This window comes from Acinetobacter sp. 161(2023) (assembly GCF_037027805.1).
In the GTDB taxonomy this organism is placed as follows: Bacteria; Pseudomonadota; Gammaproteobacteria; order Pseudomonadales; family Moraxellaceae; genus Acinetobacter.
Genome location: NZ_JAZEYD010000014.1, coordinates 129933 through 151164, shown reverse-complemented (window position 1 = coordinate 151164; position 21232 = coordinate 129933). Strand labels below are relative to the sequence as shown.

At 37.3% G+C, this 21232-nt stretch carries 22 protein-coding genes and 4 tRNA genes; 5 read left to right on the top strand and 21 right to left on the bottom strand.

Annotated features, from left to right (window positions below):
- Positions 1 to 38 precede the first annotated feature (38 nt).
- Complete coding sequence (locus WA249_RS14745; RefSeq protein WP_336169780.1) at positions 39 to 380, top strand: hypothetical protein; 342 nt, start codon at positions 39 to 41, stop codon at positions 378 to 380.
- Here the strand turns inward: WA249_RS14745 and WA249_RS14740 are convergent.
- From WA249_RS14740 to WA249_RS14705, 8 genes are all read right to left on the bottom strand, one after another.
- Entirely contained in the window at positions 355 to 825 is a 471-nt protein-coding gene (locus WA249_RS14740; RefSeq protein ID WP_336169778.1) for an AnBLUF65 family BLUF photoreceptors, read from the bottom strand. The genes WA249_RS14745 and WA249_RS14740 overlap by 26 nt on opposite strands.
- 278 nt (positions 826 to 1103) lie before the next feature.
- A complete protein-coding gene (locus WA249_RS14735) occupies positions 1104 to 1313 on the bottom strand; it encodes a cold-shock protein (RefSeq protein WP_003650775.1) in 210 nt (69 codons plus the stop codon).
- 460 nt (positions 1314 to 1773) lie between these two features.
- Positions 1774 to 1847, bottom strand: a tRNA-Trp gene (locus WA249_RS14730).
- Between the two features lie 68 nt (positions 1848 to 1915).
- Positions 1916 to 2000, bottom strand: a tRNA-Leu gene (locus WA249_RS14725).
- Positions 2001 to 2027: 27 nt separating this feature from the next.
- Positions 2028 to 2101: transfer RNA gene (locus WA249_RS14720), tRNA-Trp, on the bottom strand.
- 53 nt (positions 2102 to 2154) lie between these two features.
- Positions 2155 to 2239: transfer RNA gene (locus tag WA249_RS14715), tRNA-Leu, on the bottom strand.
- A 105-nt stretch (positions 2240 to 2344) separates the two neighbouring features.
- Positions 2345 to 3148 (bottom strand): protein kinase domain-containing protein, encoded by an 804-nt coding sequence (locus WA249_RS14710; RefSeq protein WP_336169777.1) that lies wholly within the window; start codon positions 3146 to 3148, stop codon positions 2345 to 2347.
- Complete coding sequence (locus WA249_RS14705) at positions 3135 to 4643, bottom strand: DUF3336 domain-containing protein (RefSeq protein ID WP_005306944.1); 1509 nt, start codon at positions 4641 to 4643, stop codon at positions 3135 to 3137. Before WA249_RS14705 ends, WA249_RS14710 begins: the two co-directional genes overlap by 14 nt.
- A gap of 178 nt (positions 4644 to 4821) precedes the next feature.
- Between WA249_RS14705 and WA249_RS14700 the strand changes: the two genes are divergently transcribed.
- Both WA249_RS14700 and WA249_RS14695 read left to right on the top strand, forming a co-directional pair.
- Positions 4822 to 5703, top strand: coding sequence for an ATP-binding protein (locus WA249_RS14700; protein WP_336169775.1), 882 nt, complete (start codon positions 4822 to 4824; stop codon positions 5701 to 5703).
- Positions 5704 to 5811: 108 nt separating this feature from the next.
- Positions 5812 to 6915, top strand: coding sequence for a DUF6670 family protein (locus WA249_RS14695; protein WP_336169774.1), 1104 nt, complete (start codon positions 5812 to 5814; stop codon positions 6913 to 6915).
- Between the two features lie 2 nt (positions 6916 to 6917).
- Here WA249_RS14695 and tsaD read toward each other — a convergent pair whose 3' ends face one another.
- The gene (gene tsaD, locus WA249_RS14690) at positions 6918 to 7928 is read right to left on the bottom strand and encodes a tRNA (adenosine(37)-N6)-threonylcarbamoyltransferase complex transferase subunit TsaD (protein ID WP_336169772.1); all 1011 of its coding nucleotides are present in this window, start codon (positions 7926 to 7928) and stop codon (positions 6918 to 6920) included.
- 145 nt (positions 7929 to 8073) lie between these two features.
- Between tsaD and rpsU the strand changes: the two genes are divergently transcribed.
- Both rpsU and WA249_RS14680 read left to right on the top strand, forming a co-directional pair.
- Positions 8074 to 8289, top strand: coding sequence for a 30S ribosomal protein S21 (gene rpsU / locus WA249_RS14685; RefSeq protein ID WP_001136722.1), 216 nt, complete (start codon positions 8074 to 8076; stop codon positions 8287 to 8289).
- 25 nt (positions 8290 to 8314) lie between these two features.
- Positions 8315 to 8761: a GatB/YqeY domain-containing protein gene (locus WA249_RS14680; protein WP_003650763.1), complete on the top strand. Its 447-nt coding sequence runs from the start codon at positions 8315 to 8317 to the stop codon at positions 8759 to 8761.
- A gap of 89 nt (positions 8762 to 8850) precedes the next feature.
- On the opposite strand, the gene WA249_RS14675 is transcribed toward WA249_RS14680, so the two are convergent.
- The 12 genes from WA249_RS14675 to WA249_RS14620 all read right to left on the bottom strand — a co-directional run bounded on the left by WA249_RS14675 (position 8851) and on the right by WA249_RS14620 (position 21212).
- Positions 8851 to 10296: a M48 family metalloprotease gene (locus tag WA249_RS14675; RefSeq protein ID WP_336169769.1), complete on the bottom strand. Its 1446-nt coding sequence runs from the start codon at positions 10294 to 10296 to the stop codon at positions 8851 to 8853.
- Between the two features lie 131 nt (positions 10297 to 10427).
- Positions 10428 to 11393, bottom strand: coding sequence for a 2-hydroxyacid dehydrogenase (locus tag WA249_RS14670; RefSeq protein ID WP_336169767.1), 966 nt, complete (start codon positions 11391 to 11393; stop codon positions 10428 to 10430).
- Positions 11394 to 11404: 11 nt separating this feature from the next.
- Positions 11405 to 12052 (bottom strand): hypothetical protein, encoded by a 648-nt coding sequence (locus WA249_RS14665; protein WP_336169765.1) that lies wholly within the window; start codon positions 12050 to 12052, stop codon positions 11405 to 11407.
- A gap of 100 nt (positions 12053 to 12152) precedes the next feature.
- On the bottom strand, positions 12153 to 14042 hold the full coding sequence (locus WA249_RS14660) for a M48 family metalloprotease (RefSeq protein ID WP_336169763.1): 1890 nt from the start codon (positions 14040 to 14042) through the stop codon (positions 12153 to 12155).
- Positions 14043 to 14120: 78 nt separating this feature from the next.
- Positions 14121 to 15662 (bottom strand): amidophosphoribosyltransferase, encoded by a 1542-nt coding sequence (gene purF, locus WA249_RS14655; RefSeq protein WP_336169761.1) that lies wholly within the window; start codon positions 15660 to 15662, stop codon positions 14121 to 14123.
- 25 nt (positions 15663 to 15687) lie between these two features.
- Positions 15688 to 16275, bottom strand: coding sequence for a CvpA family protein (locus WA249_RS14650; RefSeq protein ID WP_336169760.1), 588 nt, complete (start codon positions 16273 to 16275; stop codon positions 15688 to 15690).
- Between the two features lie 6 nt (positions 16276 to 16281).
- Positions 16282 to 17286 (bottom strand): quinone-dependent dihydroorotate dehydrogenase, encoded by a 1005-nt coding sequence (locus WA249_RS14645; RefSeq protein WP_199990476.1) that lies wholly within the window; start codon positions 17284 to 17286, stop codon positions 16282 to 16284.
- An 89-nt stretch (positions 17287 to 17375) separates the two neighbouring features.
- Positions 17376 to 17855, bottom strand: a complete 480-nt coding sequence (gene gspM / locus WA249_RS14640; protein WP_336169755.1) for a type II secretion system protein GspM — start codon at positions 17853 to 17855, stop codon at positions 17376 to 17378.
- Positions 17855 to 18994, bottom strand: a complete 1140-nt coding sequence (gene gspL, locus WA249_RS14635; RefSeq protein WP_336169753.1) for a type II secretion system protein GspL — start codon at positions 18992 to 18994, stop codon at positions 17855 to 17857. The genes gspM and gspL overlap by 1 nt, the downstream gene beginning before the upstream one ends.
- A gap of 22 nt (positions 18995 to 19016) precedes the next feature.
- Positions 19017 to 19472, bottom strand: a complete 456-nt coding sequence (locus tag WA249_RS14630) for a SixA phosphatase family protein (RefSeq protein ID WP_336169751.1) — start codon at positions 19470 to 19472, stop codon at positions 19017 to 19019.
- A gap of 56 nt (positions 19473 to 19528) precedes the next feature.
- On the bottom strand, positions 19529 to 20602 hold the full coding sequence (locus WA249_RS14625; protein ID WP_336169749.1) for an NAD(P)H-dependent glycerol-3-phosphate dehydrogenase: 1074 nt from the start codon (positions 20600 to 20602) through the stop codon (positions 19529 to 19531).
- A gap of 34 nt (positions 20603 to 20636) precedes the next feature.
- Positions 20637 to 21212, bottom strand: coding sequence for a nitroreductase family protein (locus WA249_RS14620; protein ID WP_016137580.1), 576 nt, complete (start codon positions 21210 to 21212; stop codon positions 20637 to 20639).
- Positions 21213 to 21232: the final 20 nt, after the last annotated feature.

Here is a 21232-nt window from a genome sequence, read left to right as displayed (position 1 = left end):
GAAAGATATTTTTTTAATCATCAGATAGGGTATAGAAAATGTTTATTGCAAAAAATATATTTGTATATTTACTATCAATGTTAGCTTTATGCTTACTGATTATTTTCTTTAACCACCTAGGAATGAACGAGACGACTAACCTTCTTCTCTCTTCGGCACTTTTTGGAATATTTATCACTTGGTATTTCAAAGGTAGCGGACTATGTCTTGCCTTATTTAGCTTTTTTTACTGGGCAATGTTTGTGATTAGCCAAAGCTTAGAAGTGATATGGATGCTCGCAAGTTCAGTCATTGTCTATCTTGTTATGACTAACATAATTCCTAAACTCAAGACCATCCATATTGATGTGATGGTTAAAAAGGGTTCACCCCACGCTTAACCATACCTACTTTCTTAACTGTATGAATTTTGCTTTGCTCAGCAATTGATAATTCATTTAAGAAAATTTTTAAATTTTGCTCATCAAGACGAATGGGATTAAAACTAGTTTCCCCCATACTTAAAAAGAAAGATTCAATATTTGTATTACGCTGTACATATTTCATTGACCAACGCTGAAAAGAGTTCTTTTCAATGGAATATGTACATAGCCATTTAACATTGTAATGTCTTTGATCATTTTTAATTTTTTCAAATAATCGCTCAACTAACTCTTGTTCACCTTCTAGGCATTGAAAGAAAGAATTATCAGCATAATAGAGCACACCACAAATTTGATTCAAATCGTTGAAATTTCTAGCTTCTGTTAGGATATCACGTAAATCTTGCAATAAATCTTCATTTTTTTCATTTCGTTGGCTGGCATAACACAGTCGAACGTTCATTAACAATTCCGTGAAATATAAAATTTCTTATCTAAAGATTTTTCAATCTAACACATATCTATTCCTGATAATTTATATTTCACATCTACATTAAATCTATGCTTTATACAAACAACCAATGAGTGAGTACGAAAACTTATTAGACTTACAAACGATTAGATATAAAAACAAAAAGCCCTCTTATAGAGGGCTTTTATAGCGCTTAAACGAAAATAGAATTTCTTTTAAGACTAAAATAAAAAAAAGCACTAAATAGTGCTTTTTTTCTTACTGAAATATTATTGTGGAATAATATTTACAGCATTTGGGCCTTTTTGCCCTTGAGTAACGGTAAACGTTACACGTTGACCTTCGTGCAAAGTTTTGAAACCTGAACCAGAGATCTCTTTGAAGTGAGCAAACACATCTGGACCGTTGTCTTGTTGAATGAAACCGAAACCTTTAGTTTCGTTAAACCATTTTACTGTACCGCTTACTGTATTAGACATGATATATCCTACTGATTTCTAATATTTTAGCATCATTTAACAATGACACTAACATAACTTTGAAAAAAGAATAACAAATTGAGTTAAGATCTTAAAAAACGAAGGATTATGACTAAAACTACGATACTTTAAAGAAGATTTACTAACAAGACTTTTTTCTAGTTAAGAGCATGATACCTGAAATAAATTTCTATTCAAGCTTTTTATGAAAAAAATTTTATAAATTATAATAAAAAACCGAAAAACAATAACTTAACAAGACAACTAAAAACTTAGTATATTCCCTACTTAACCAACAACTTACATCTGATTAGATAAAATATCAGTGAGCAGAAGAATGAATGGTTATAACTTAATCAAATGACAGGATAAAATATAAACAAAGAGATGAAATAATTTGAGCTTTAAAAAATTCAGGCAATAAAAAAACTCCTAAAGAGGAGCTTCTTTTTTAAATCATTGGCAGAGGATCAAGGACTCGAACCTTGACGAACGGTTTTGGAGACCGTCATGCTACCATTACACCAATCCTCTATATTTATGATTAAACAATTAATAATTTAATCATAAAAAAAGCAAGAACATCGTCTTGCTTCTTTTAGTGGTGGGGGCGAAGAGACTCGAACTCTTACACCTTGCGGCGCTGGAACCTAAATCCAGTGCGTCTACCAATTTCGCCACGCCCCCATCTGGGACATTTATTTAAAATAAATGTGGCAGAGGATCAAGGACTCGAACCTTGACGAACGGTTTTGGAGACCGTCATGCTACCATTACACCAATCCTCTTCCAAAATATAGATGACTTAACATCTACATTAAACTTTAAGTTTAACTTAAAGTGGTGGGGGCGAAGAGACTCGAACTCTTACACCTTGCGGCGCTGGAACCTAAATCCAGTGCGTCTACCAATTTCGCCACGCCCCCGATGGCTGTGTATATTAGCGATAAGATCTAACAGTGACAAGTGTTTTTTTTCTAAAAAAAACTGACCGTGTAATTTGTATACAGAAACTAGACCAATGATTTTTATCAGATTGAAACTGCTTTTAAACAATTTATCGCTTCAGCAGCATTTGAGAATCGATTTTGTTGTTTTTTTTGCAATAAACCCGAAAGTAATGGATAAAAAATCATAAATTGTTTAGGTAATTGAATGGTTAAGTTTTGGCAATGCAATACTGCCCAATCATAGTAACTCCATGCTTCTAGGCGAGTTTGAGTTAACCATTCATATAGAACAACACCAAAAGCGTATAAATCGCTTTGTACACTCTTGTGATGACCTTGATACAGTTCAGGTGCCATATAACGTGGTGTTGCATCCATTCTTAAATCTGTACTCGATAAAAGTCGGGCTTTCTCAAAATCAATCAAGTAAGGTTTTTGCTCAAACTTTCGAAAATGCTCTTTCTTAATATCTCCATGAATCCAACCGAATCTATGGAGTTCTGCGAGCTTATCTAACGCGAACCAAATTGCATGGTATACATCAGTCAAATCAGTTTCATGAGGCAATGAACCAAACCACAAATCAGTATTAGGTAAAATTAAAACCTTACCTAAAGAATGGTTTATTTGAGGAATACTACTTAATTCGATTAATTTATGAGGTAAAAGCCACGCAGGTCTTTTATGATTAATTTCTTCGTAAAATAATTGTTCGTGAATGAAATCCTGCTCACTTTGGACATCTGTTTCAGGTAAATGACATTTTAACCAATAGTCTTTATTATCTATGCTGCATGTCCATAAATACCGCCCTAAAGCGGCACTCGCAGGTTTTGTCACACTTTTTAAATTCTCTATATGCGAAGCAAAATCATGCTTCAGCATAGTAAGACTCTGGCTGTTGTTGCTTTTCTTCAAAACGCAAAACTTCTAAACAATGTTGAATCGTCTTGCCAATACGAGCATGGGTTTCAATCGAAGAAATTTTTGGCCAAGTCGCACGCTCCCCTTCTCGCTGTAAGCGTTTAAACAAATGTGGACGTGGGTTTTGCAAAGTATAGGTATAGTGACTCAAGCCATATTTAGCAATAATATTAACATCGCCATAATAACGCTGCCCCATTACACCATAGCCATGATCGAGCAATCTCCTAATCGGAGAAATAGAACCAAGTCTTTGACGCGTAAAGTCCATAAGTCCCATTGATAGCACTTTGCCTTGACGTCTTAAAATACGTTCTGGCCAACTTAAAACATCTTTGCGAAAGCGGTCTGCATCATTTTGCATAAATGGAACAATATGTGGATTAACCTGACTGGCGATGGTGTAATTTAAATTATAAAGCCGCGCCATTCTTTCTTGCGGAAAATCATTTCTTACACTGCCATCTACCCATTTTGTATTTGCCATATAAGGTGTGTGTTCACCGTCATAACGTTTGCTGGTTAAACGCACGGGTGGAAATAGCACAGGTACAGCACATGAAGCCAACACCGCACTCCACACTAAAACATTAGGCGTCATAATGGCATTCATGATTCGCGGGTTTTCTGTTGCATCATAAGGAGCAACTGCCACATTAATGTTTAAACCAGATTTTTTGAAAGCCTCTTCAAACGTGAGATCGCCCAAATTTTCAACAAGGAATTTTTTCAAATAATGTACATCGGCAATTCCACCATTTCCCTTGATGAGTTCACGAAGTTTTCTAAAATGAAAAGCATCACTAAAGAATTGTTCTCCATTTAATAAATTTTGAACATCTTCACTGGCAGAGGTTCCGAGCATGCCTGTCATAATTGCCCCCGCACTTGAGCCAGAGAGCACTTTAGGCATTAAGTCCTGTTCAATTAAAGCTTTACATACACCTGTGTGAAAAAGACCTAAAGTCGCACCACCCGAGAACATAAGGGCTGGTTGTCCATATGCTTTTTCACAATTTTCAAAAAACTCAATTTTTTCTTTTCTTTGGAAAGTAATACATTCACTTGAAGCAATATAGGCCAAGCTTTGGCTAACTTCTTCAATATAATCTTCAATTAACTTTTTTGTTCCCACATGCGTTGCAGCAAACAGCATAGGGTGACCAATATTTGCAATATCGTAGGTTAGACCTTCCTTGAGTAAATAAATAAGATCAAGCGTTCGATGTTGCTGACGATATCTTTTCAGTAAAGTGTATCTATAAGAAATGAGCTCTGCATCGAAGTAAGGCGAACTATTGTCAAATTTCCACTCTTGCACACCTGTTTCTTCATCTAGTTTTAGTGCAAAAGATTTCCACTCTTCATAAGATTCAGCCATGTCTAATTGACGTTGTAATTTTTTGATACGGTAGGCCTGATGCGGATTCATATCACTGCGTATTTTTTCAAACATATTTCGTCCTCATCTTCACAGATGATTTTACTGAATAGACATAACAACACTATGCGCGGTCTGAAGATTTCAATCAATTGCAAAACCGATAAACTGTAGAGACAACAACTTTTTTGTCAGCCTGTTAATTTCGGTGTTAGTATCCTAGTAAATTACTGTTTAACATGATTGACTTACCATGGCTACCATTGATTTACCAGATAATTTAGTTCAAACATTATCACTCGTATTAAATCAGTTACAGCAGGTCTTACCTGAAGCTAAACAAGAGACAGATTTTAATGCACCTGCTTTTAGATGGGAAAATCAGCAACTTAAAGCCATCTATACACCCAAAAATATTTATCTTGATGACCTAAAAGGCATTGAACGTCAAAAAGAAAAAATCATTCAAAATACTTTGCAATTTTTAAATGGCCTACCCGCAAATGATGTACTTTTAACTGGCTCACGTGGTACAGGAAAGTCATCAATTGTTCGTGCTTTATTGACTGAGTATGCTCTTCAAGGATTACGTTTAATTGAAATTGAGCGTGATGACTTGGCAGATTTACCTAAAGTTCAAAAACTCATTCAAAACCGACCTGAAAAATACATCGTGTATTGTGATGACTTAGCTTTTAATGCTGAAGATGAAAATTACCGTAGTTTAAAAAGTGTATTGGATGGTTCCTTACAGTCTGGTTCAAGTAATTTTATTATTTATGCAACCAGTAACCGTCGCCATTTATTGCCAGAATTCATGCATGAGAATACACCTGTAACTAGAGTCGACGTTCCACAATATACTGAATTACACCCACAAGAAGCGATTGAAGAAAAGATCTCTTTATCAGACCGTTTTGGTTTGTGGTTATCTTTTTACCCAATGGACCAGAGTCTATATTTAGAAATCGTAGAGCATTATATTCATAAAGCAAACATGGCTTTTAATGACGAAGTTCGTGCTGAAAGTTTGCGTTGGTGCCAAATGCGTGGTCAACGTTCAGGACGCGCTGCTTATCAGTTTTCTAAGCACTGGATTGGTTTAAATGGCTTAAAAGAGCTGTCTAACAATTAAACAAAATGTCCCGCAAAGCCTTAGCTTTGGCCTGAAAACCGCTTAGTTTTGACAGTTGTTTTTCATAACCTAAAACAAAGATAGTCCTATCCTGATTTAGGTTTATATATGAAAAAACAATTGCCCAAAATTTCTATAGGCAGCAAAGTTTTAGGTCAAAGCTTATTGCTCGCGCAAGGTGTTATAGATAAAGCAGAAAAATACTCAACTCTTCCTTTTTCTCAGTCTCATATCATCCAGCCCCGAGTTGATGAAAAATATTATAGCTGGACACATTACGGCATCTTTTTTCCACTTTTGCCTGAGCCGCATCGCTATTTAAATATTATGATTTTATTAGGCACACCCGGTGCTCTTGCATTTGATCATGATGACATAATTCATGGAAATCCTCGAAAAACAGCTACACTCTTTTCAAGTACAGCCGCAGTTGATCAAGCTTTGCTTAAGGCTTACATCATTCCTGAAGATACAAAAATTAATAAAGACGGAAGCTTAATCGAACTAGGTCAAGAAATTTCAATTCAAGAAAAATTCCCACAAATTCATATTAATGGACACTATGAGGGACTTGATTTCGACTTTGATATTAATGTCACCTCACATGTTTCATGGTTTATAAAAACACCGATTTATGATCATTTTAGTTTATTAGCAAAGTTCAAAGGCTTCTTAACCTACCAAGCAGAACGTATTGAAAGTGAGGGACTCTGCACTTATGAATATGCTCGAGCAGTTGGTGCTCATTCCATCGCAAATAAACTTATTCCTGATGCTTATAAACTGCCGCTTGATTTTTTTACTTATCAAATTATCAATTTAAATGAGACCACTCAACTTCTTCTTACCAAAGCAGATATAGCGGGACAGACGGCAGCTTATACCCTGCATATTAGATATCTTGATCGACCCGCAGAAGTTTATACAGATGTCAGTTTTGATATTATTTCTCACCAAGTTGATGATTACATCTCACCGACTGGACAAAAGATGCGACTTCCGAAATACTTTTCGTGGATTGCTCGAAATGAAGCGAAACAAATAATTTTAAACATTCAGGCAAAAATTGACTGCCCACTCCGATACGGTCATGGGCGAGGTTATGCAAGTAGTTATATATTTACCGGTAATTATTTCGGTAATGAAGTTCAAGGCCGTGGCTATATCGAATACATTGATGTCGAAAACCAACAGACCTTTGAAGACGAATAGTTTTACTCAGGAATAGACAACTCAGTCATTGGCCAACGTGGTGTTGTGGTTACAGCCAAACCATCATGTTGGCCTGCTTTTAAGCGCTGATAACCAGCAAAAGCAATCATTGCCCCATTATCAGTACAGAGAGCAGGTTCTGCGTAATAAACTTGTGCCTTAATTTTAGCTAATGAAGTTTCCAACTGTTCACGTAATCGTAAATTTGCGCTGACTCCACCAGCAATAACTAGACGCTTAAGTCCAGTTTGCTTTAAAGCTTTTACTGATTTTTTTACCAAGGTATCTACAATTGCTTCTTGGAATGAAGCTGCAATGTCTGCGTCTCGATTTTCACCATTCAATTTTTTCAATTGAACAGAAACAGCTGTTTTTAAACCACTAAAAGAAAAATCTAAACCTTGGTGAAGCATTGGTCGCGGAAATTCAAACGCTAAAGGATTACCAGTTAAAGCCAATTTCGCAATATTAGGACCACCTGGGTATGGCAAACTCATCATTTTTGCAACTTTATCAAAGGCTTCTCCAGCTGCATCATCAATAGATTCACCTAAAAGCTCATATTGACCAATACCGTGGGCTGCCATTAATTGGGTATGCCCACCTGAAACTAATAAAGCAACAAATGGAAATTCTGGTGGTTGACTTGAGAGCAGAGGTGCCAACATGTGCCCCTCCATATGGTGAACACCAATGGCAGGTTTATTTAAAGAAAAAGCTAAAGTTCTTCCAAATAAAGCCCCTGTCATTAAAGCTCCCATTAAGCCAGGACCACGCGTATAAGCAATCGCATCAATCTCTTGCTTTTTTATTCCGCTTTGGTCAAGCAATTGATTCATTAAAGGAATTAATTTACGAACATGGTCCCGAGAAGCAAGTTCAGGTACTACTCCACCATATTCGGCATGAAGTTTAATCTGGCTATAAAGAACCTGTCCCCGCAAGCCGAGTTCGCTATCATAAAGTGCCAACCCTGTTTCATCACAAGAAGTTTCCAAGCCTAAAACAATCATCAAAACTGCCTTTTATATGAGTCAAAATATTGCAATCGCTATTATAGACTTGTGATATGAGTTGTAAATGAGTAAAATACTGACCTTCACTTGTGATCCGGCACAATAGTGTGCTTGATCTTATCCATAATCTAGAGGATTTTACATGCCACAAGTTAAGTTGAAAGAAGGCGAACCAGTTGACGTAGCTATCCGTCGTTTCAAACGTTCATGCGAAAAAGCTGGTGTTTTAGCTGACGTTCGTAAACGCGAATTCTACGAAAAACCAACTCAAGAACGTAAGCGCAAAAAAGCTGCTGCAGTTAAACGCTACCAAAAGAAATTGGCTCGCGAATCTGTACGTACTACTCGCCTTTACTAATTAATTTGTGATTGACTGCTGAATTATGACTACTTTAAAAAACCAAATTACTGATGCATTAAAAACTTCTATGCGTGCCAAAGATATGGCAACAGTGACGGTTTTGCGTAGTCTACAAGCAGCAATTAAGCAAATCGAAGTCGATGAACGCATAGAGCTTGGCGACGCTCAGGTTCTTGCGGTCATTGAAAAGCAAATTAAACAACGTAAAGAATCGATCAAAGCCTTTGAAGGTGCTGGTCGTGATGATTTAGCTAGTAAAGAACAAGCCGAAGCTGAGATTTTATCCCAGTTTCTACCAGAAGCTATGACTGAGGAAGAGCTTGATTCTCTCATTGAGCAAACGATTTCTGCTCAAGAAGCAACTAGCATGAAAGATATGGGTAAGGTGATGAATTCTCTACGTCCGATCATAGCCGGGCGTGCCGATCCTTCTATCGTTTCAGCAAAAATTAAAGCTAAATTAGCTTAATTTCTTCTCTTAAATTTTATATTCCTTCAAACCAAATTCCTTTTAGTTTGCGAATATTTGCATATCTGAAAATTTTGAAAGATTTATCTTCAAATTTTCATTCTTAGCTCATCTTGCATTTGCTTTAATCTACTGTCTATTCTAGCCGACATGGCTTGATTGTCTTTTGCTAATCGCTGAGCATGCAACATCGATTTAATTGCATTTTCTTCACTCCCCGACCAATATTCAGCTTCTGCTCGATAGCGCAAAACGTTGACTGCCCTTAACGATCCTGCCTTGTCCAAATTAGCAGCTTGCTGTAAAAATTGCCAACCTTGTATATCTCTTGGGTTTTTATTAATAAATCGTTGAACAAGCGTTTGAACTTGTGCAGATTTACCTTGCCGTAGCAAAACTTCAGCCAATTTATAACTAAAAGCTCTATTTTCAGGCATAGTCATTTGTGTAGAAGCAATTGAAGAATAGGCTTGATCAAGCTTGTTTTGCCCTAGATAAATATCTGTTTGAATAAGTGGAACTAACACATGATATTTCAATTTTGCTTTTACTAAATCTAGATTTATCTGAGCTAAATTATAATCGCCATGCTGTAAATAAAACTTACTAAGCGCAAGTTGTGCTGCTGTATTTTTTTGATTAGCTAAAGTCTGTAATTGAATTTCTGTTGTTTGGTCTGAAATCACTAGTGTATATAATTTTAATATCTCGAAATCGAGATCAAAAATTTTTGATTTCACCTTTGGAAGTTGATTAGCGCGTAAATAAGCTTCACTAACACGCTTCTCAGTTAAAGGATGTGTTAACCAAAACTCAGGAAAAATACTCGCTTTGGGCTGCGAACGTAATAATATCTCAAAAAAATCAGCCATACTTAAAGGATTGTATCCAGCCGATGCAAGGTAATTCATTCCTATACGATCCGCTTCACTTTCTTGCTCCCGACTATATTTTAGTTGATTATTTATAGTCGCAGCTTGTGTTCCAAAAATAATAAATTGACCAACTTCTTCTTGTTTAGTTTCTGCTAATACTGCTGATCCAATTAAAATACCCGCCAAAGCAAGCATCGCCTGTCCTTTAAATTGCTCTTTTGTCCTTATATGATGTTTTAAAGTCACATGTGCAACTTCGTGCGAAATCACACTTGCCAACTCATCTTGAGATGTTACTGCTTGAATTAGGCCTGAGTTAAGAACAAATATCCCCCCCTGAACTGCAAATGCATTAATTTGCTTATCCCTAACCAATATAGCACCTACTACATTTTCAAGTTTAGCAGCTTGGGAAGTTCTCGAGAACAAACCATCTAGTTGGTCTTGCAACCAAAAATCATTCATAACGGGTAATTGTTTATGAATTTCTCTATATGCTTTTTCCGCAATCCATAAGTCTTTTTGTTGATCAAGCAAGCCTATCCCACTTCCAATATTTGGAATTTCCACCTGATTTGCAGATGATTGAGGGTCGAAAGACTGTGCATACGCAGCATTTGCTATAAAAGTCGCACTTAAAATAACTGGCAAAAATCTCAAAAGTTTTTCTCTATTAAAATCAAACCATAAAAAAGTCTACTGATGTAAACTCTAAAAAAGATTTTCAATCAATAGACTTTTACTATATCACTCGAAATCGACTAGTTTTGCAATGAAGTGTTATTCATCACTTATATAAAATTTTGGTTTACCAGATATCTAGGTGTTTTGTCTTCTAAAGCTTCAACCAAATTTTTATAGGCAAGATTCGCCATTTTTTTACGGGTTTCAGCAGTAGCTGAACCTACATGAGGTAACGTGACTACGTTGGGTAATTTAAAAAGTTCTGAATCTTGTAAAGGTTCTTTTTCATACACATCTAAGCCAGCGGCAAAGATCTGATTTTGCTGCAAAGCTTCAATTAAAGCTTGCTCATCAACGACTGAACCACGCGCAATATTAATAAAAATAGCATGTTTTTGCATAAGCTCAAACTGAGCTTTACCCATTAAGGCTTTCGATTCATTATTTAAATCAACTGCGGTTACTACAAAATCAGACTGCTGTAGTAATTGATCTAAACTAAGATATTTAGCATTTAATGGTTCAGCTAATTCAGGCTTTTCACGACGATTATGGTAAACAATATTCATGTTAAATCCATAAAAACCACGACGTGCAATTGCAGCACCAATATTACCAAGTCCAATAATACCCAATGTCTTTCCAAAAACATCTAAACCGAACTGCTGAGGTCCTACAGTTCTTTTCCATTCACCTTGTTTAGTCCAATGATCAAGAAAAGGAACTTTTCTAGCAGCACTTAGTAATAATGTAAAAGCAAGATCAGCTGTTGTTTCCGTTAAAACATGTGGTGTATTCGCTAACCAGATTTTTCTTTGATTTAAATAAGCCAGATCATAATTGTCATAGCCCACCGTTACAGATGAAATAATTTTTAGTTTTTGAGCTGGCGCAAGGTTATGTTCATTCAGTAACCGGCCTGCACCAATCATTCCATCAGCATCTACAACGTGCTGTCGTATTTGTTCATTAATATCACCCAATTTAGGGTTAAGAACTACAACATGATAATCCTGTTGTAATCGAGACAAAATTTCTTCATCAATTTGACTAAAAACTACAACTTTTTTCATGTAAATCCCTACTACTCGTTGTTATCTTGCATTAATTTCCATAACCTTTTTTTAAGGAGTGGTTTCTCCAGCATTTCTTTTAAACTTGCCAAATGAATAATATTGGCGTGTTGAATATAAGAACAGTCACCAAGGCACAATATCTTCTTCTCTGCTGCGACAGCATCTAAAAAGCCTTGTATATATGAACCCGCACCCCGCTGATCTTGATAAGTAGCTAAAGGAAAAGGCCATTTTAATTCAGCATATTGCCCTATTTTTGCTTTTTGTATGTTACTCCAAAGCTGTTTTTCTTCTTTATTTAAATTGGTAACATCTAAAAAAATAACACATTTTTCAAGAGAAAAAGCTTGCAACTCAAATGCTGCAATCTTAATGATAGGGGCTTGTACCTCATTGTGAGGCACGATAACGGGTGGAACCGGTATTGAAACTGGTGCCACAATTTTAGGTTCAACTTTTGGAATATCGTTGATTTGTGGCTTTGTGGGCTGCTCAACAACTATGGGTTCTACAGAAGGCAATATAATCGGTTCAGGTTCTTCAACCACATGATCTCGCCAAAGGCTTTGAGCATTATTTTTTTGGCACACCTGTGTCTTAGGAACCCATAAATCAATTCCTAAAGTTGCCAGTATATTTCTTTGCTGCCCAATCATGTTTGAATCAATACCTCTACTCAATCTACATTCTAACGGGCTTCAGTTTTTTTTTCAGTGTTTTATTTCGTTCAGCTGTTTTTATAATCGTAGATGTCTTTTAAATAATCATAAGACTATTTCTTTTTTGCATTTGATCAACAATTTCTTCTGTCTCAAAGCCAAAACGCCAATAAAGCAGTTCAAGTACATCTAATTCATCTTGCGTGATAATACGATCGCTCCATAAGCACATTTCTGCAATCGCCAGAATACTAAGACGGTCACGCAATAATAATCCCGCAATATCATTTAAAATTTCGGCCAAATCCAAAGGCTCATCTGAAATCTCATCATAGACATACATTTCATCTGGATTGAGTAGCGAACGCAAAATACGTTCACGTACTTCTAACTGATTTGGACTATTAATTTGCTGAACATGAAGCAAAGCATCAATCAAACGAACAATTTGAGGTTTGACTTCTTCAAGTGCTGTTGGCAAATGTAACGGCATCAAATTCAATTCATATTTAACCCGCTCCAACAAAAGTGCATCTAGCAAACCAATTTCGCCATCTTCTTGAATAATGAGCGCTAGTTTTGTTAGAAATTGCCGTGCAATGCTTGCTGGCATATGTCCAATGTTTTTACAAGCATCATGAAATATCTGAATATGAATACGACCATCAAGATTTAATAAGGCATCAATAATGGCATGGCTAACTGGTGCATCTTTAGGAATAAATTCTCGATATTGACGAATCATCAAAATAGCGACCATTACCTCACGTGAACCCGTAGCAGTTTGTAGCGCACGCTGAATGAGCTCAGGACGCTTTTTATTTCGACGGACATCACTACTAAGAGGTTTAATAGCATCATTTAATGCAAAACTAATCGGTGACAATCTTAATAATGGCAGAGGCTGTGGAGATGACCACGGTACATAAATTTCTTTCTCAGATTCCTCTAAAAAATGAAATAAACTAAATAACGGACGATTACGGAGTTTTTTTAAGTTTTCTAATTGTAAATCTTGTAGCAAACTTGGGTTTAATTCATAAATCCGCGCACGAATGCTCGGGTGAATATTCATCCAGCTTTGTGGGCTAAGAGAGTTAGCAAAACACATATGCGCAATTGACTCAGAATAAGCACTATGAATTTGTGAACCAGAATGGTGGACATAAATACGCAGCAAAGTCTGAGTATTGGCACTATTTTTTAATAATCGTACCGTTTTTTGGTCATTACGAAATGTACGACCACTTAAGGTTAAATATTTAATAAATCGAGTAATCAGTACGCCTAGGCTTCCAGCCAACCAAATGACGCCACCCACCGCAACAAACACGGTTTCAAATTTATGTTTATAACCCGGGCTATAGCGTTTAAAACCTTGTTTTGCTAATTTACTGCCCCACTGACTAAACGTTGTTAGTCCACTATATAAAATCTTTAATTTAGTATTCTCAACAGCTTCACCCGATAAAATCTGGTTAAACTCATGGCCCAATAAACCATACAGTTCAAGTTTATCTAGATTTTGTAGAGCACCCCACGTCAAAATAATCACAATATCTTTAGGGTGAAAACCTGCTGTAAGCGCATTCACACCTACTTCATCAGGTAAAACATATAAAGTTGGTACTTTAAGTGAAAAATTTTGCGCTAAATATTCAGTAATTTTTAATGCTTCAAGTTCTTCAGGAGTACTTTCTTCTTTTACCAAACGGCGTGCTTTAAGTTGTTTTGCTAAAGAATGTCCACCTTTACGTAATATATAAAGCTCAGTAACTACCGACCAAACCATAATAAAAAGTAATAGCGCGACAAAATAAGGACTTAAAGTGTGCCACCAAATGGGCTGGCTATAATCAAAAAAATGGACGAGTAAACCTAAAATTAAATTTAAGATAAAAATGGTAAGCAACACAGCAACCAAACACATAGTGATGGACCATGCCATATTCTTATTTTCGATTAGATAGTGGCTTACTTCTTTCAATGTAAATATTCCCAATTACATTGTTAGTTTTCATCATAAAAGAAAAAAGCGGGAAACACCCGCTTTTTTCAGCTATTTCTATTCTTCTTTAATGCCGGTTAAATCAACAGAAGCTGCGTCAACATTAACATCAATGTAACCATCTTTTTTCTTTTTAGCAGAATCATTACGCTTCTGCTCCAAATTATCTAGATAGGCACCATCAATATCGCCTGTGACATAGATTCCATCAAATACAGAGCAATCAAACTCAGTTAGATCAGGTACTTTGCTAGTACGTACAGCATTTTTCAAATCTTCCAACTCTTGGAAAACCAAACGATCCGCACCAATAATTTCCTGAATCTCTTCTACACTGCGTTCTGAAGCAATTAGCTCAGTTTTAGCAGGCATATCAATACCATAAACGTTTGGATACATAACCTGAGGCGCAGCTGAAGCAAAGTATACTTTTTTCGCACCAGAATCACGTGCCATCTGGATGATTTCGTTACAGGTTGTACCACGAACAATTGAGTCATCAACCAGTAAAACATTCTTACCTTTAAACTCAAGTTCTACAGGGTTTAATTTCTGGCGTACTGATTTTTTTCGTTGTTGCTGACCTGGCATAATGAAGGTACGACCGATGTAACGGTTTTTCATAAAACCTTCACGGAACTTCACACCTAGAATATTTGCAAGTTCTAATGCTGAAGTACGGCTCGTATCTGGAATTGGAATAACCACATCAATATCGTGGTCTTCGCCCCAGTCACGTAAAATTTTATGAGCAAGCTTTTCGCCCATTTTCAAACGAGCTTTATAAACTGAAATTCCGTCAATAATGGCATCAGGACGCGCAAAATAAACATATTCAAAAATACATGGACGGTATTTTGGATGAGCTGCACATTGTCTTGAGTACAATTCACCATCAGCAGTGATAAAAATTGCTTCACCTGGTTCAATGTCACGCTCAATTTTGAAACCAAGAGCTGTAATAGCAACTGATTCAGAAGCGATAATATATTCCATCTCACCTTGTTCAGTCATACGTGAACCATAGATCAGTGGGCGAATACCGTTTGGATCGCGGAAACCAACTAAACCGTGACCAGTAATCATCGCCACTACGCCATATGCACCTAGACAGCGCTCGTGTACACGAGTAACTGTGTGGAAAATATCATCTGGTGTAGGGTTTAAAGTACCGTTCTTCTGCAACTCATGTGCGAATACGTTCAAAAGAACTTCTGAGTCAGAGTCCGTGTTCATATGACGTAAATCTGTTTTAAACAGATCATCATGAATATCTTCGGCATTGGTTAAATTACCATTATGCGCAAGCGTAATACCGTAAGGTGAGTTCACATAAAATGGTTGTGCTTCAGCACTGCTAGCAGAACCAGCAGTTGGGTAACGTACATGGCCAATACCATAATTACCAAGTAATGCTCTCATATGACGAGTATGAAAAACATCACGCACCATGCCGTTATCCTTACGAAGGAAAAGACGGCCTTCATGGCAGGTTACTATTCCAGCTGCATCTTGCCCACGATGTTGCAACATCGTTAAAGCATCAAACAACATTTGGTTCACTGGCGATTTACCGGCTATACCAACAACTCCACACATAGCAACCTCGCAGACAAGCTAGGAATTAATAAAAAGGATTCTTTGTCGAATGGTCGGATCGATTTTCTAAATTTTCCGATTCGTCCATTGTTTTTGAAGGGGTGCTTGATGCACTACCTCCAGATGTTATTTGATGAAATGCCTCACTTGCTGCATCTTTAGACAACTCAGTCGCTAAAGGCGCATAAGGCAGTAAAAATTGTATAAGTATGGACTGTTTCCAGTTTGCTGAATTTTCAACCCAAGGCCCTACGCCCTGCATTGTAATCAACACAACCAACAAGCCTTTTAAGGAACCAAAAGCACCACCTGCTAAACGATTTAATGGCCCCAATTTCAAACTTTTCAAGAGGCCATTTAAAAATGCAGTGACGATCCATGTTAAAACAATGATCATAAGTGCTATAAATGCGAAAGCTGCAATTTTTTGAACAACCGGATCATGACTTAAACCCGACATGGACGGCGCAAGGAGGACAGCATATTTTGCACCTATAATTAATGCAATGATCCATCCTACCAAGTTCGCAAAGGCTTTAATAAATCCTTGTCGCAAACCGTTTAGCCCCCCAATGAGCAAAAGTATGAGAATAATGATATCAATTGTGTTCATATTCACTTAGGTCATAGCTGCAACACATTGTTTTACTAATATAGGACCGGTATAAATCAGTCCACTATAGATCTGTACTAGTGTTGCACCAGCTTGCTGTTTGACTGCTGCTTGTTCACCCGACAAAATTCCACCCACGCCAATGAGTGGGATTTGTCCTTTTAACGTTTGGGCAAATAAGCGTAAGCATTCGGTACTTTTTTCAAAAACAGGCGCACCTGACAAACCACCCGACTCATTACCATAAGGAAGATTTTCTACACCCTCTCTAGATAAAGTCGTATTGGTAACGATTAAACCATCAATTTTAAATTGCAATAATTGCGCTGCAATAAACTCAACATCTTCTGCTGTTAAATCAGGTGCAACTTTTAAAACTAAAGGAACATAATGATTATATTGCTCGGCAAGCTCAAGTTGTCTTTCTTTTAATGTTTGCAATAATTCAGTTAATGCATCACCGCTTTGTAAACTTCTTAAGTTCTTAGTATTTGGAGATGAGATATTAACGGTAATATAAGATGCGTAGTTATAGACTTTCTCAAGGCAAATCAGGTAATCATCAACAGCCTTTTCTACAGGCGTATCTGCATTCTTACCAATATTGATACCTAGAATTCCTTTAAATTTTGAAGCTTTGACATTTTCAACAAGTTTATCAACACCATCATTATTAAAACCCATACGGTTAATAATGGCTTTCGCCTCAGGAATACGAAACAATCGCGGCTGCGGATTACCCGACTGAGGACGAGGTGTAATTGTTCCAATTTCAATAAAACCGAACCCCAGTCCAGCTAAAGAATCAATATGTGCGCCATTTTTATCAAGCCCAGCCGCCAAACCTACCGGATTTGGAAATTCAATTCCCATACAAGTTGTTGGTTTTGATTCTACGCTCTGGCGTAGCAAGCCGAACTTATGTGCTTTATCAAGCATAGATAATGTTAATTCATGGGCACGCTCTGGTGCTAAACTAAACAACATCGGGCGAGCAAGTGAATATAACATACCAATCACAGTCTACTGATTTTAGGTAGGCATATTATAGGCACAGGTAGCACAAAACACCATGCTTAAGAACACCATATTTTAATATGTTATTGAACCGTCGCTGTTAATTTAATCTGTCCGTCACTTGAAACCATTTCCATCTTTTGAATACTTAAGCCCATTTGTGCAAGCTGGGTTAAAAAGTTCGCTAAAATTGCGTAATTCTGATGAGTAACAATAATTTGTAACTGCTCGCCATTTTGTTGAGAAGTAACCGTTAAGCCTTGTTGCTGAGCTAATCGTTGTATTTTTTCCGATTGGCCTAATTCGAGCTCATTCGCTGGCTTCATGGTAACGGCATTACTCTGCATCCATACCATCAAATCTTTTAAATCATTTAACCGTTGTTGTTGTTGCTCTGCCAAGGAATGGATTTTCCAGAGAGAAGCCCCCACAATGGCAACCACAACAAAAATTGTAGTAAAGACCACCATCACCCGCTCACGCAGAGTTAAACGGTCTAAATATTGAACGATCTGCTCAACCCACTGATCAAAGCGGTTTTGCAATTGAGTTATCATTTTCATTATTGTATTTTCACCACCCCAATTGCCCCACCACCATTGGCTTGAACATTACCTAACTCAGCTTTGAATCCCTGCTGGTTAAGTTGCTGAGTTAAAGCTTGCAAATCGTCTGCCGACTTTGCTTTTAATGCCATAGATAGTGTTGAAGCATCATAATTTAATTGCTGAGCTAAAATTTGTCTTTGCATTAAAATAGGACCAACACGGCTTAATAAAGAAAGCGCTTGTGTATCACCTTGCTTACTCATGCGTAAATGACTTTCAAATTGGCTTTTTATATTTTGCTCATTTACACGACTGGAAGGACCAAACCAATGTTTATATTGCTCAATTGTCTGCTCAGAGGTTTGATTAGCCACACTTTTTAACTTTACCCATCGCAACAAATCATAGCTAAACTGAACCACTATAATTGCTAAAACAATTGCAGCGCATGCTTTCCAATAACCAGAAACAGCTTGTTCTTGCCCTTTAGCTTTAGGTAGAACATTAAAAGGATGCTGTTTAGGTTTATCTAAAGCCTGAAATTGATAAATAAATTCTGAACGCTGCTCAGCACTTGATGCTGCCATCAGGCTTTCGAGCTGCTCTGAGGTCAAACCACTATATTGGTAGTGTGTTTCAACTGGCTGGAACTCTAAAAACAAGGCTAAATCATCTAGTGAATTACCCACCCATTTACTTTCACGCACAAGTAATTTCTGGTCAATATTACATACGACCACTTGCTGCTCTTGAGGTTCCGGTAAAATCAGAAAGTCTGGCAATAAAGCAACGAGTTTAATAGGCAGCAAAGCCATTGCATGTTGCCATGTTTCCACTGTTGTTTTTGCCACACCCAATACGGTTAATTGATCAGCATGAAAATGATGAACTACTTTCATATGATCAATAGGTAAAGTTACAAATTCTTCAAGCAAATATTTAACACCATCTGCCCCTAGTTGCTTGTAATGAGACTTTGCCATGTGCTGCTGGAGTACCTGAGCATGACGACTAGGGAAAAAGATGACAGCTTCTTTTCCTTGATGTAATTGCAAGTCTTGAATTAATTGATCAAGACTTGCTGCCTGCAACCAGTTTTCTCCGTTAGACCAATGCCATATTCCATTGGTTTCAGGCATCCATAAATACAGCATAATGAGCTAAATGACCTTTTAATTATATTGTGGGTATAAAACTATTTTTTTGTGTTGATAAACCAGTTGCAATAACAGCCTGATCGTAAACTCGAGCTTCGGCAAGTGCAAATGGATTAAAGTTCTCATGTGTCAGTAGTTCGGCAATATGCCCTACTACATTCATATGGCACACGACTACAATTGACTCATAAGGAATCTGAGACAACCACTCCACTGCTTCTTTCGCATTATCATCTGGTTTAATTTTATCGCACAACAGCACAGGAACATCTTTAAAATAAGCTTGAATATGCGCCAATGTCTCTTGAGCACGTAATAAAGGACTAACTACAAAAATATCAGGCTTAACAATATCTTTTAAAAATGTTGCTGTCTGCTCAGCTTGAGCATGTCCACGAGCGGTCAGTGGACGTTTAGTGTCATTACCATTCACTGGAGGAGCGGCTTCCCCATGACGAACTAATGTCAGTTGCATAAATATTCCTTGTCAATAATTCTTGCATTATAACCGTAATTTATGACATTTATTCTTCAGACTTCATGATGAGGTAAAACAAACTCAACATCACTACGGTGTCCATTTTTCATAAGAGATAAGGCAATATTTAAAGGAGGCGCCCCTTCAAAGATAACTTCATATAAAGCATTGGTAATAGGCATATATACGTCTAGTTCTTCTGCTTTACCGCGTACCTGAACAATCGTATTAATTCCTTCAGCAGTTTGCCCCAACTCTTTACTCGCCTGATCAAGTGTTTTACCTGAACCCAAAGCATAACCAATCTGATAATTGCGGCTTAAAGGGCTATTACAGGTTGCAAATAAATCACCAACACCAGATAAACCTAAGAACGTTAATGGGTTTGCACCTTGTTTAACTGCAAAACGACTCATTTCAGCCAAAGCACGCGTTAAAATCATACTCTTGGTGTTTTCACCAATCTTGTAAGCAGCTCCAATTCCCATTGCAACGGCGTAAATATTTTTAAGTGCCCCACCCAGTTCAACGCCATGCACATCATCACTACCGAAGACTCGGAATAAAGCACTATGAAGAGCATGCTGCACAGCATAACGAACGAGTTCAGAATCACTGGCAATAACAGTACCAGATGGCATACCTGCCATAATCTCCTTAGCGAGATTTGGTCCAGATAACACACCATAAGGAACTTCTGGCAATTCTTCACGAATAATATCGCTCATGAAGCTAAAAGTTTTAGCCTCGACGCCCTTCGTTAGAGAGACAACCGCTTGTGCAGTAATAAAAGGCGCAATTTGTTTTAATACATCACGAAATGAATGACTAGGAATTGCCACCAAAATAATATCTCGATCACACACTGCTTGTTCCAGGTCAGACACAGCGCGCAATGAGGACTCTAAAACAAAGTCTGGCAAATAACGTTTATTAATATGCGTTTTATTGATTTCTTCTGCTGTTTCGGCATCACGAATCCAGATCATGGTGTCACAACCATTACGTGCAGCTAAATTCGCCATAGCCGTACCAAAGCTGCCTCCACCTAAAACAGTAATACGTAATGCCGTTTTTTTATCGACCGCAACAGGTTCCACTAAATCTGTAAACTTAAATTCAGTCATGCTTTATTATCCTATTTCTTACTTCTACAGACTTTTATGCCTGCCAAACTTTTACGAATTCTTTACTTTCAATATCTGCACGTGGTGCAATCGCTTTAGCTGCCGTGCCCACATAAATAATACCTGAAATCAAATCATGTGGTTGCAATCCTAGATGCTGTTTTAACCAATTTGACTCAACAACAGCACCACTACGCCACATCGTAGAAAAACCTTGAACTTGTAAAGACAATAAAAGGTTTTGTACGGCAGCTCCAGTACTTAAAATCTGTTCAAAATGCGGAACCTTAGGATGATCTTGCAATTGTGTAAGCGCTAAAATGAGTAAAGGTGCGCGGAAAGGATGTTGCTTAACCCGCTCAAGCTGTGCTGAATCAGTTTCACCCAAATCGGCCAATGCTTTTGCTAAAACCTCACCAAATGCAGCACGTTTTTCAGCTTCGATAACGACAAAACGTGTTGGTTTAAGTCTATGATGGTCAGGAGCAGTTAAAGCAGCTTGAAAAGCCAACTCTAATTGATCTGCATTTGGTGCAGGCTCAATCAATTGACCAATAGATTGACGTTGGTGAATATTTTGATGAATTATCTGTGTTGCTGAATCCGTCATTAATATTGATCTAACTCAAA

Excerpts from the sequence above, each read along its gene's own strand:
- WA249_RS14745 (WP_336169780.1), top strand. The coding sequence starts at position 39 with ATGTTTATTGCAAAAAATATATTTGTATATTTACTATCAATGTTAGCT.
- WA249_RS14740 (WP_336169778.1), bottom strand. The coding sequence starts at position 825 with ATGAACGTTCGACTGTGTTATGCCAGCCAACGAAATGAAAAAAATGAA.
- WA249_RS14735 (WP_003650775.1), bottom strand. The coding sequence starts at position 1,313 with ATGTCTAATACAGTAAGCGGTACAGTAAAATGGTTTAACGAAACTAAA.
- WA249_RS14710 (WP_336169777.1), bottom strand. The coding sequence starts at position 3,148 with ATGCTGAAGCATGATTTTGCTTCGCATATAGAGAATTTAAAAAGTGTG.
- WA249_RS14705 (WP_005306944.1), bottom strand. The coding sequence starts at position 4,643 with ATGTTTGAAAAAATACGCAGTGATATGAATCCGCATCAGGCCTACCGT.
- WA249_RS14700 (WP_336169775.1), top strand. The coding sequence starts at position 4,822 with ATGGCTACCATTGATTTACCAGATAATTTAGTTCAAACATTATCACTC.
- WA249_RS14695 (WP_336169774.1), top strand. The coding sequence starts at position 5,812 with ATGAAAAAACAATTGCCCAAAATTTCTATAGGCAGCAAAGTTTTAGGT.
- tsaD (WP_336169772.1), bottom strand. The coding sequence starts at position 7,928 with ATGATTGTTTTAGGCTTGGAAACTTCTTGTGATGAAACAGGGTTGGCA.
- rpsU (WP_001136722.1), top strand. The coding sequence starts at position 8,074 with ATGCCACAAGTTAAGTTGAAAGAAGGCGAACCAGTTGACGTAGCTATC.
- WA249_RS14680 (WP_003650763.1), top strand. The coding sequence starts at position 8,315 with ATGACTACTTTAAAAAACCAAATTACTGATGCATTAAAAACTTCTATG.
- WA249_RS14670 (WP_336169767.1), bottom strand. The coding sequence starts at position 11,393 with ATGAAAAAAGTTGTAGTTTTTAGTCAAATTGATGAAGAAATTTTGTCT.
- WA249_RS14665 (WP_336169765.1), bottom strand. The coding sequence starts at position 12,052 with ATGATTGGGCAGCAAAGAAATATACTGGCAACTTTAGGAATTGATTTA.
- purF (WP_336169761.1), bottom strand. The coding sequence starts at position 15,662 with ATGTGTGGAGTTGTTGGTATAGCCGGTAAATCGCCAGTGAACCAAATG.
- WA249_RS14650 (WP_336169760.1), bottom strand. The coding sequence starts at position 16,275 with ATGAACACAATTGATATCATTATTCTCATACTTTTGCTCATTGGGGGG.
- WA249_RS14645 (WP_199990476.1), bottom strand. The coding sequence starts at position 17,286 with ATGTTATATTCACTTGCTCGCCCGATGTTGTTTAGTTTAGCACCAGAG.
- gspM (WP_336169755.1), bottom strand. The coding sequence starts at position 17,855 with ATGAAAATGATAACTCAATTGCAAAACCGCTTTGATCAGTGGGTTGAG.
- gspL (WP_336169753.1), bottom strand. The coding sequence starts at position 18,994 with ATGCTGTATTTATGGATGCCTGAAACCAATGGAATATGGCATTGGTCT.
- WA249_RS14630 (WP_336169751.1), bottom strand. The coding sequence starts at position 19,472 with ATGCAACTGACATTAGTTCGTCATGGGGAAGCCGCTCCTCCAGTGAAT.
- WA249_RS14625 (WP_336169749.1), bottom strand. The coding sequence starts at position 20,602 with ATGACTGAATTTAAGTTTACAGATTTAGTGGAACCTGTTGCGGTCGAT.
- WA249_RS14620 (WP_016137580.1), bottom strand. The coding sequence starts at position 21,212 with ATGACGGATTCAGCAACACAGATAATTCATCAAAATATTCACCAACGT.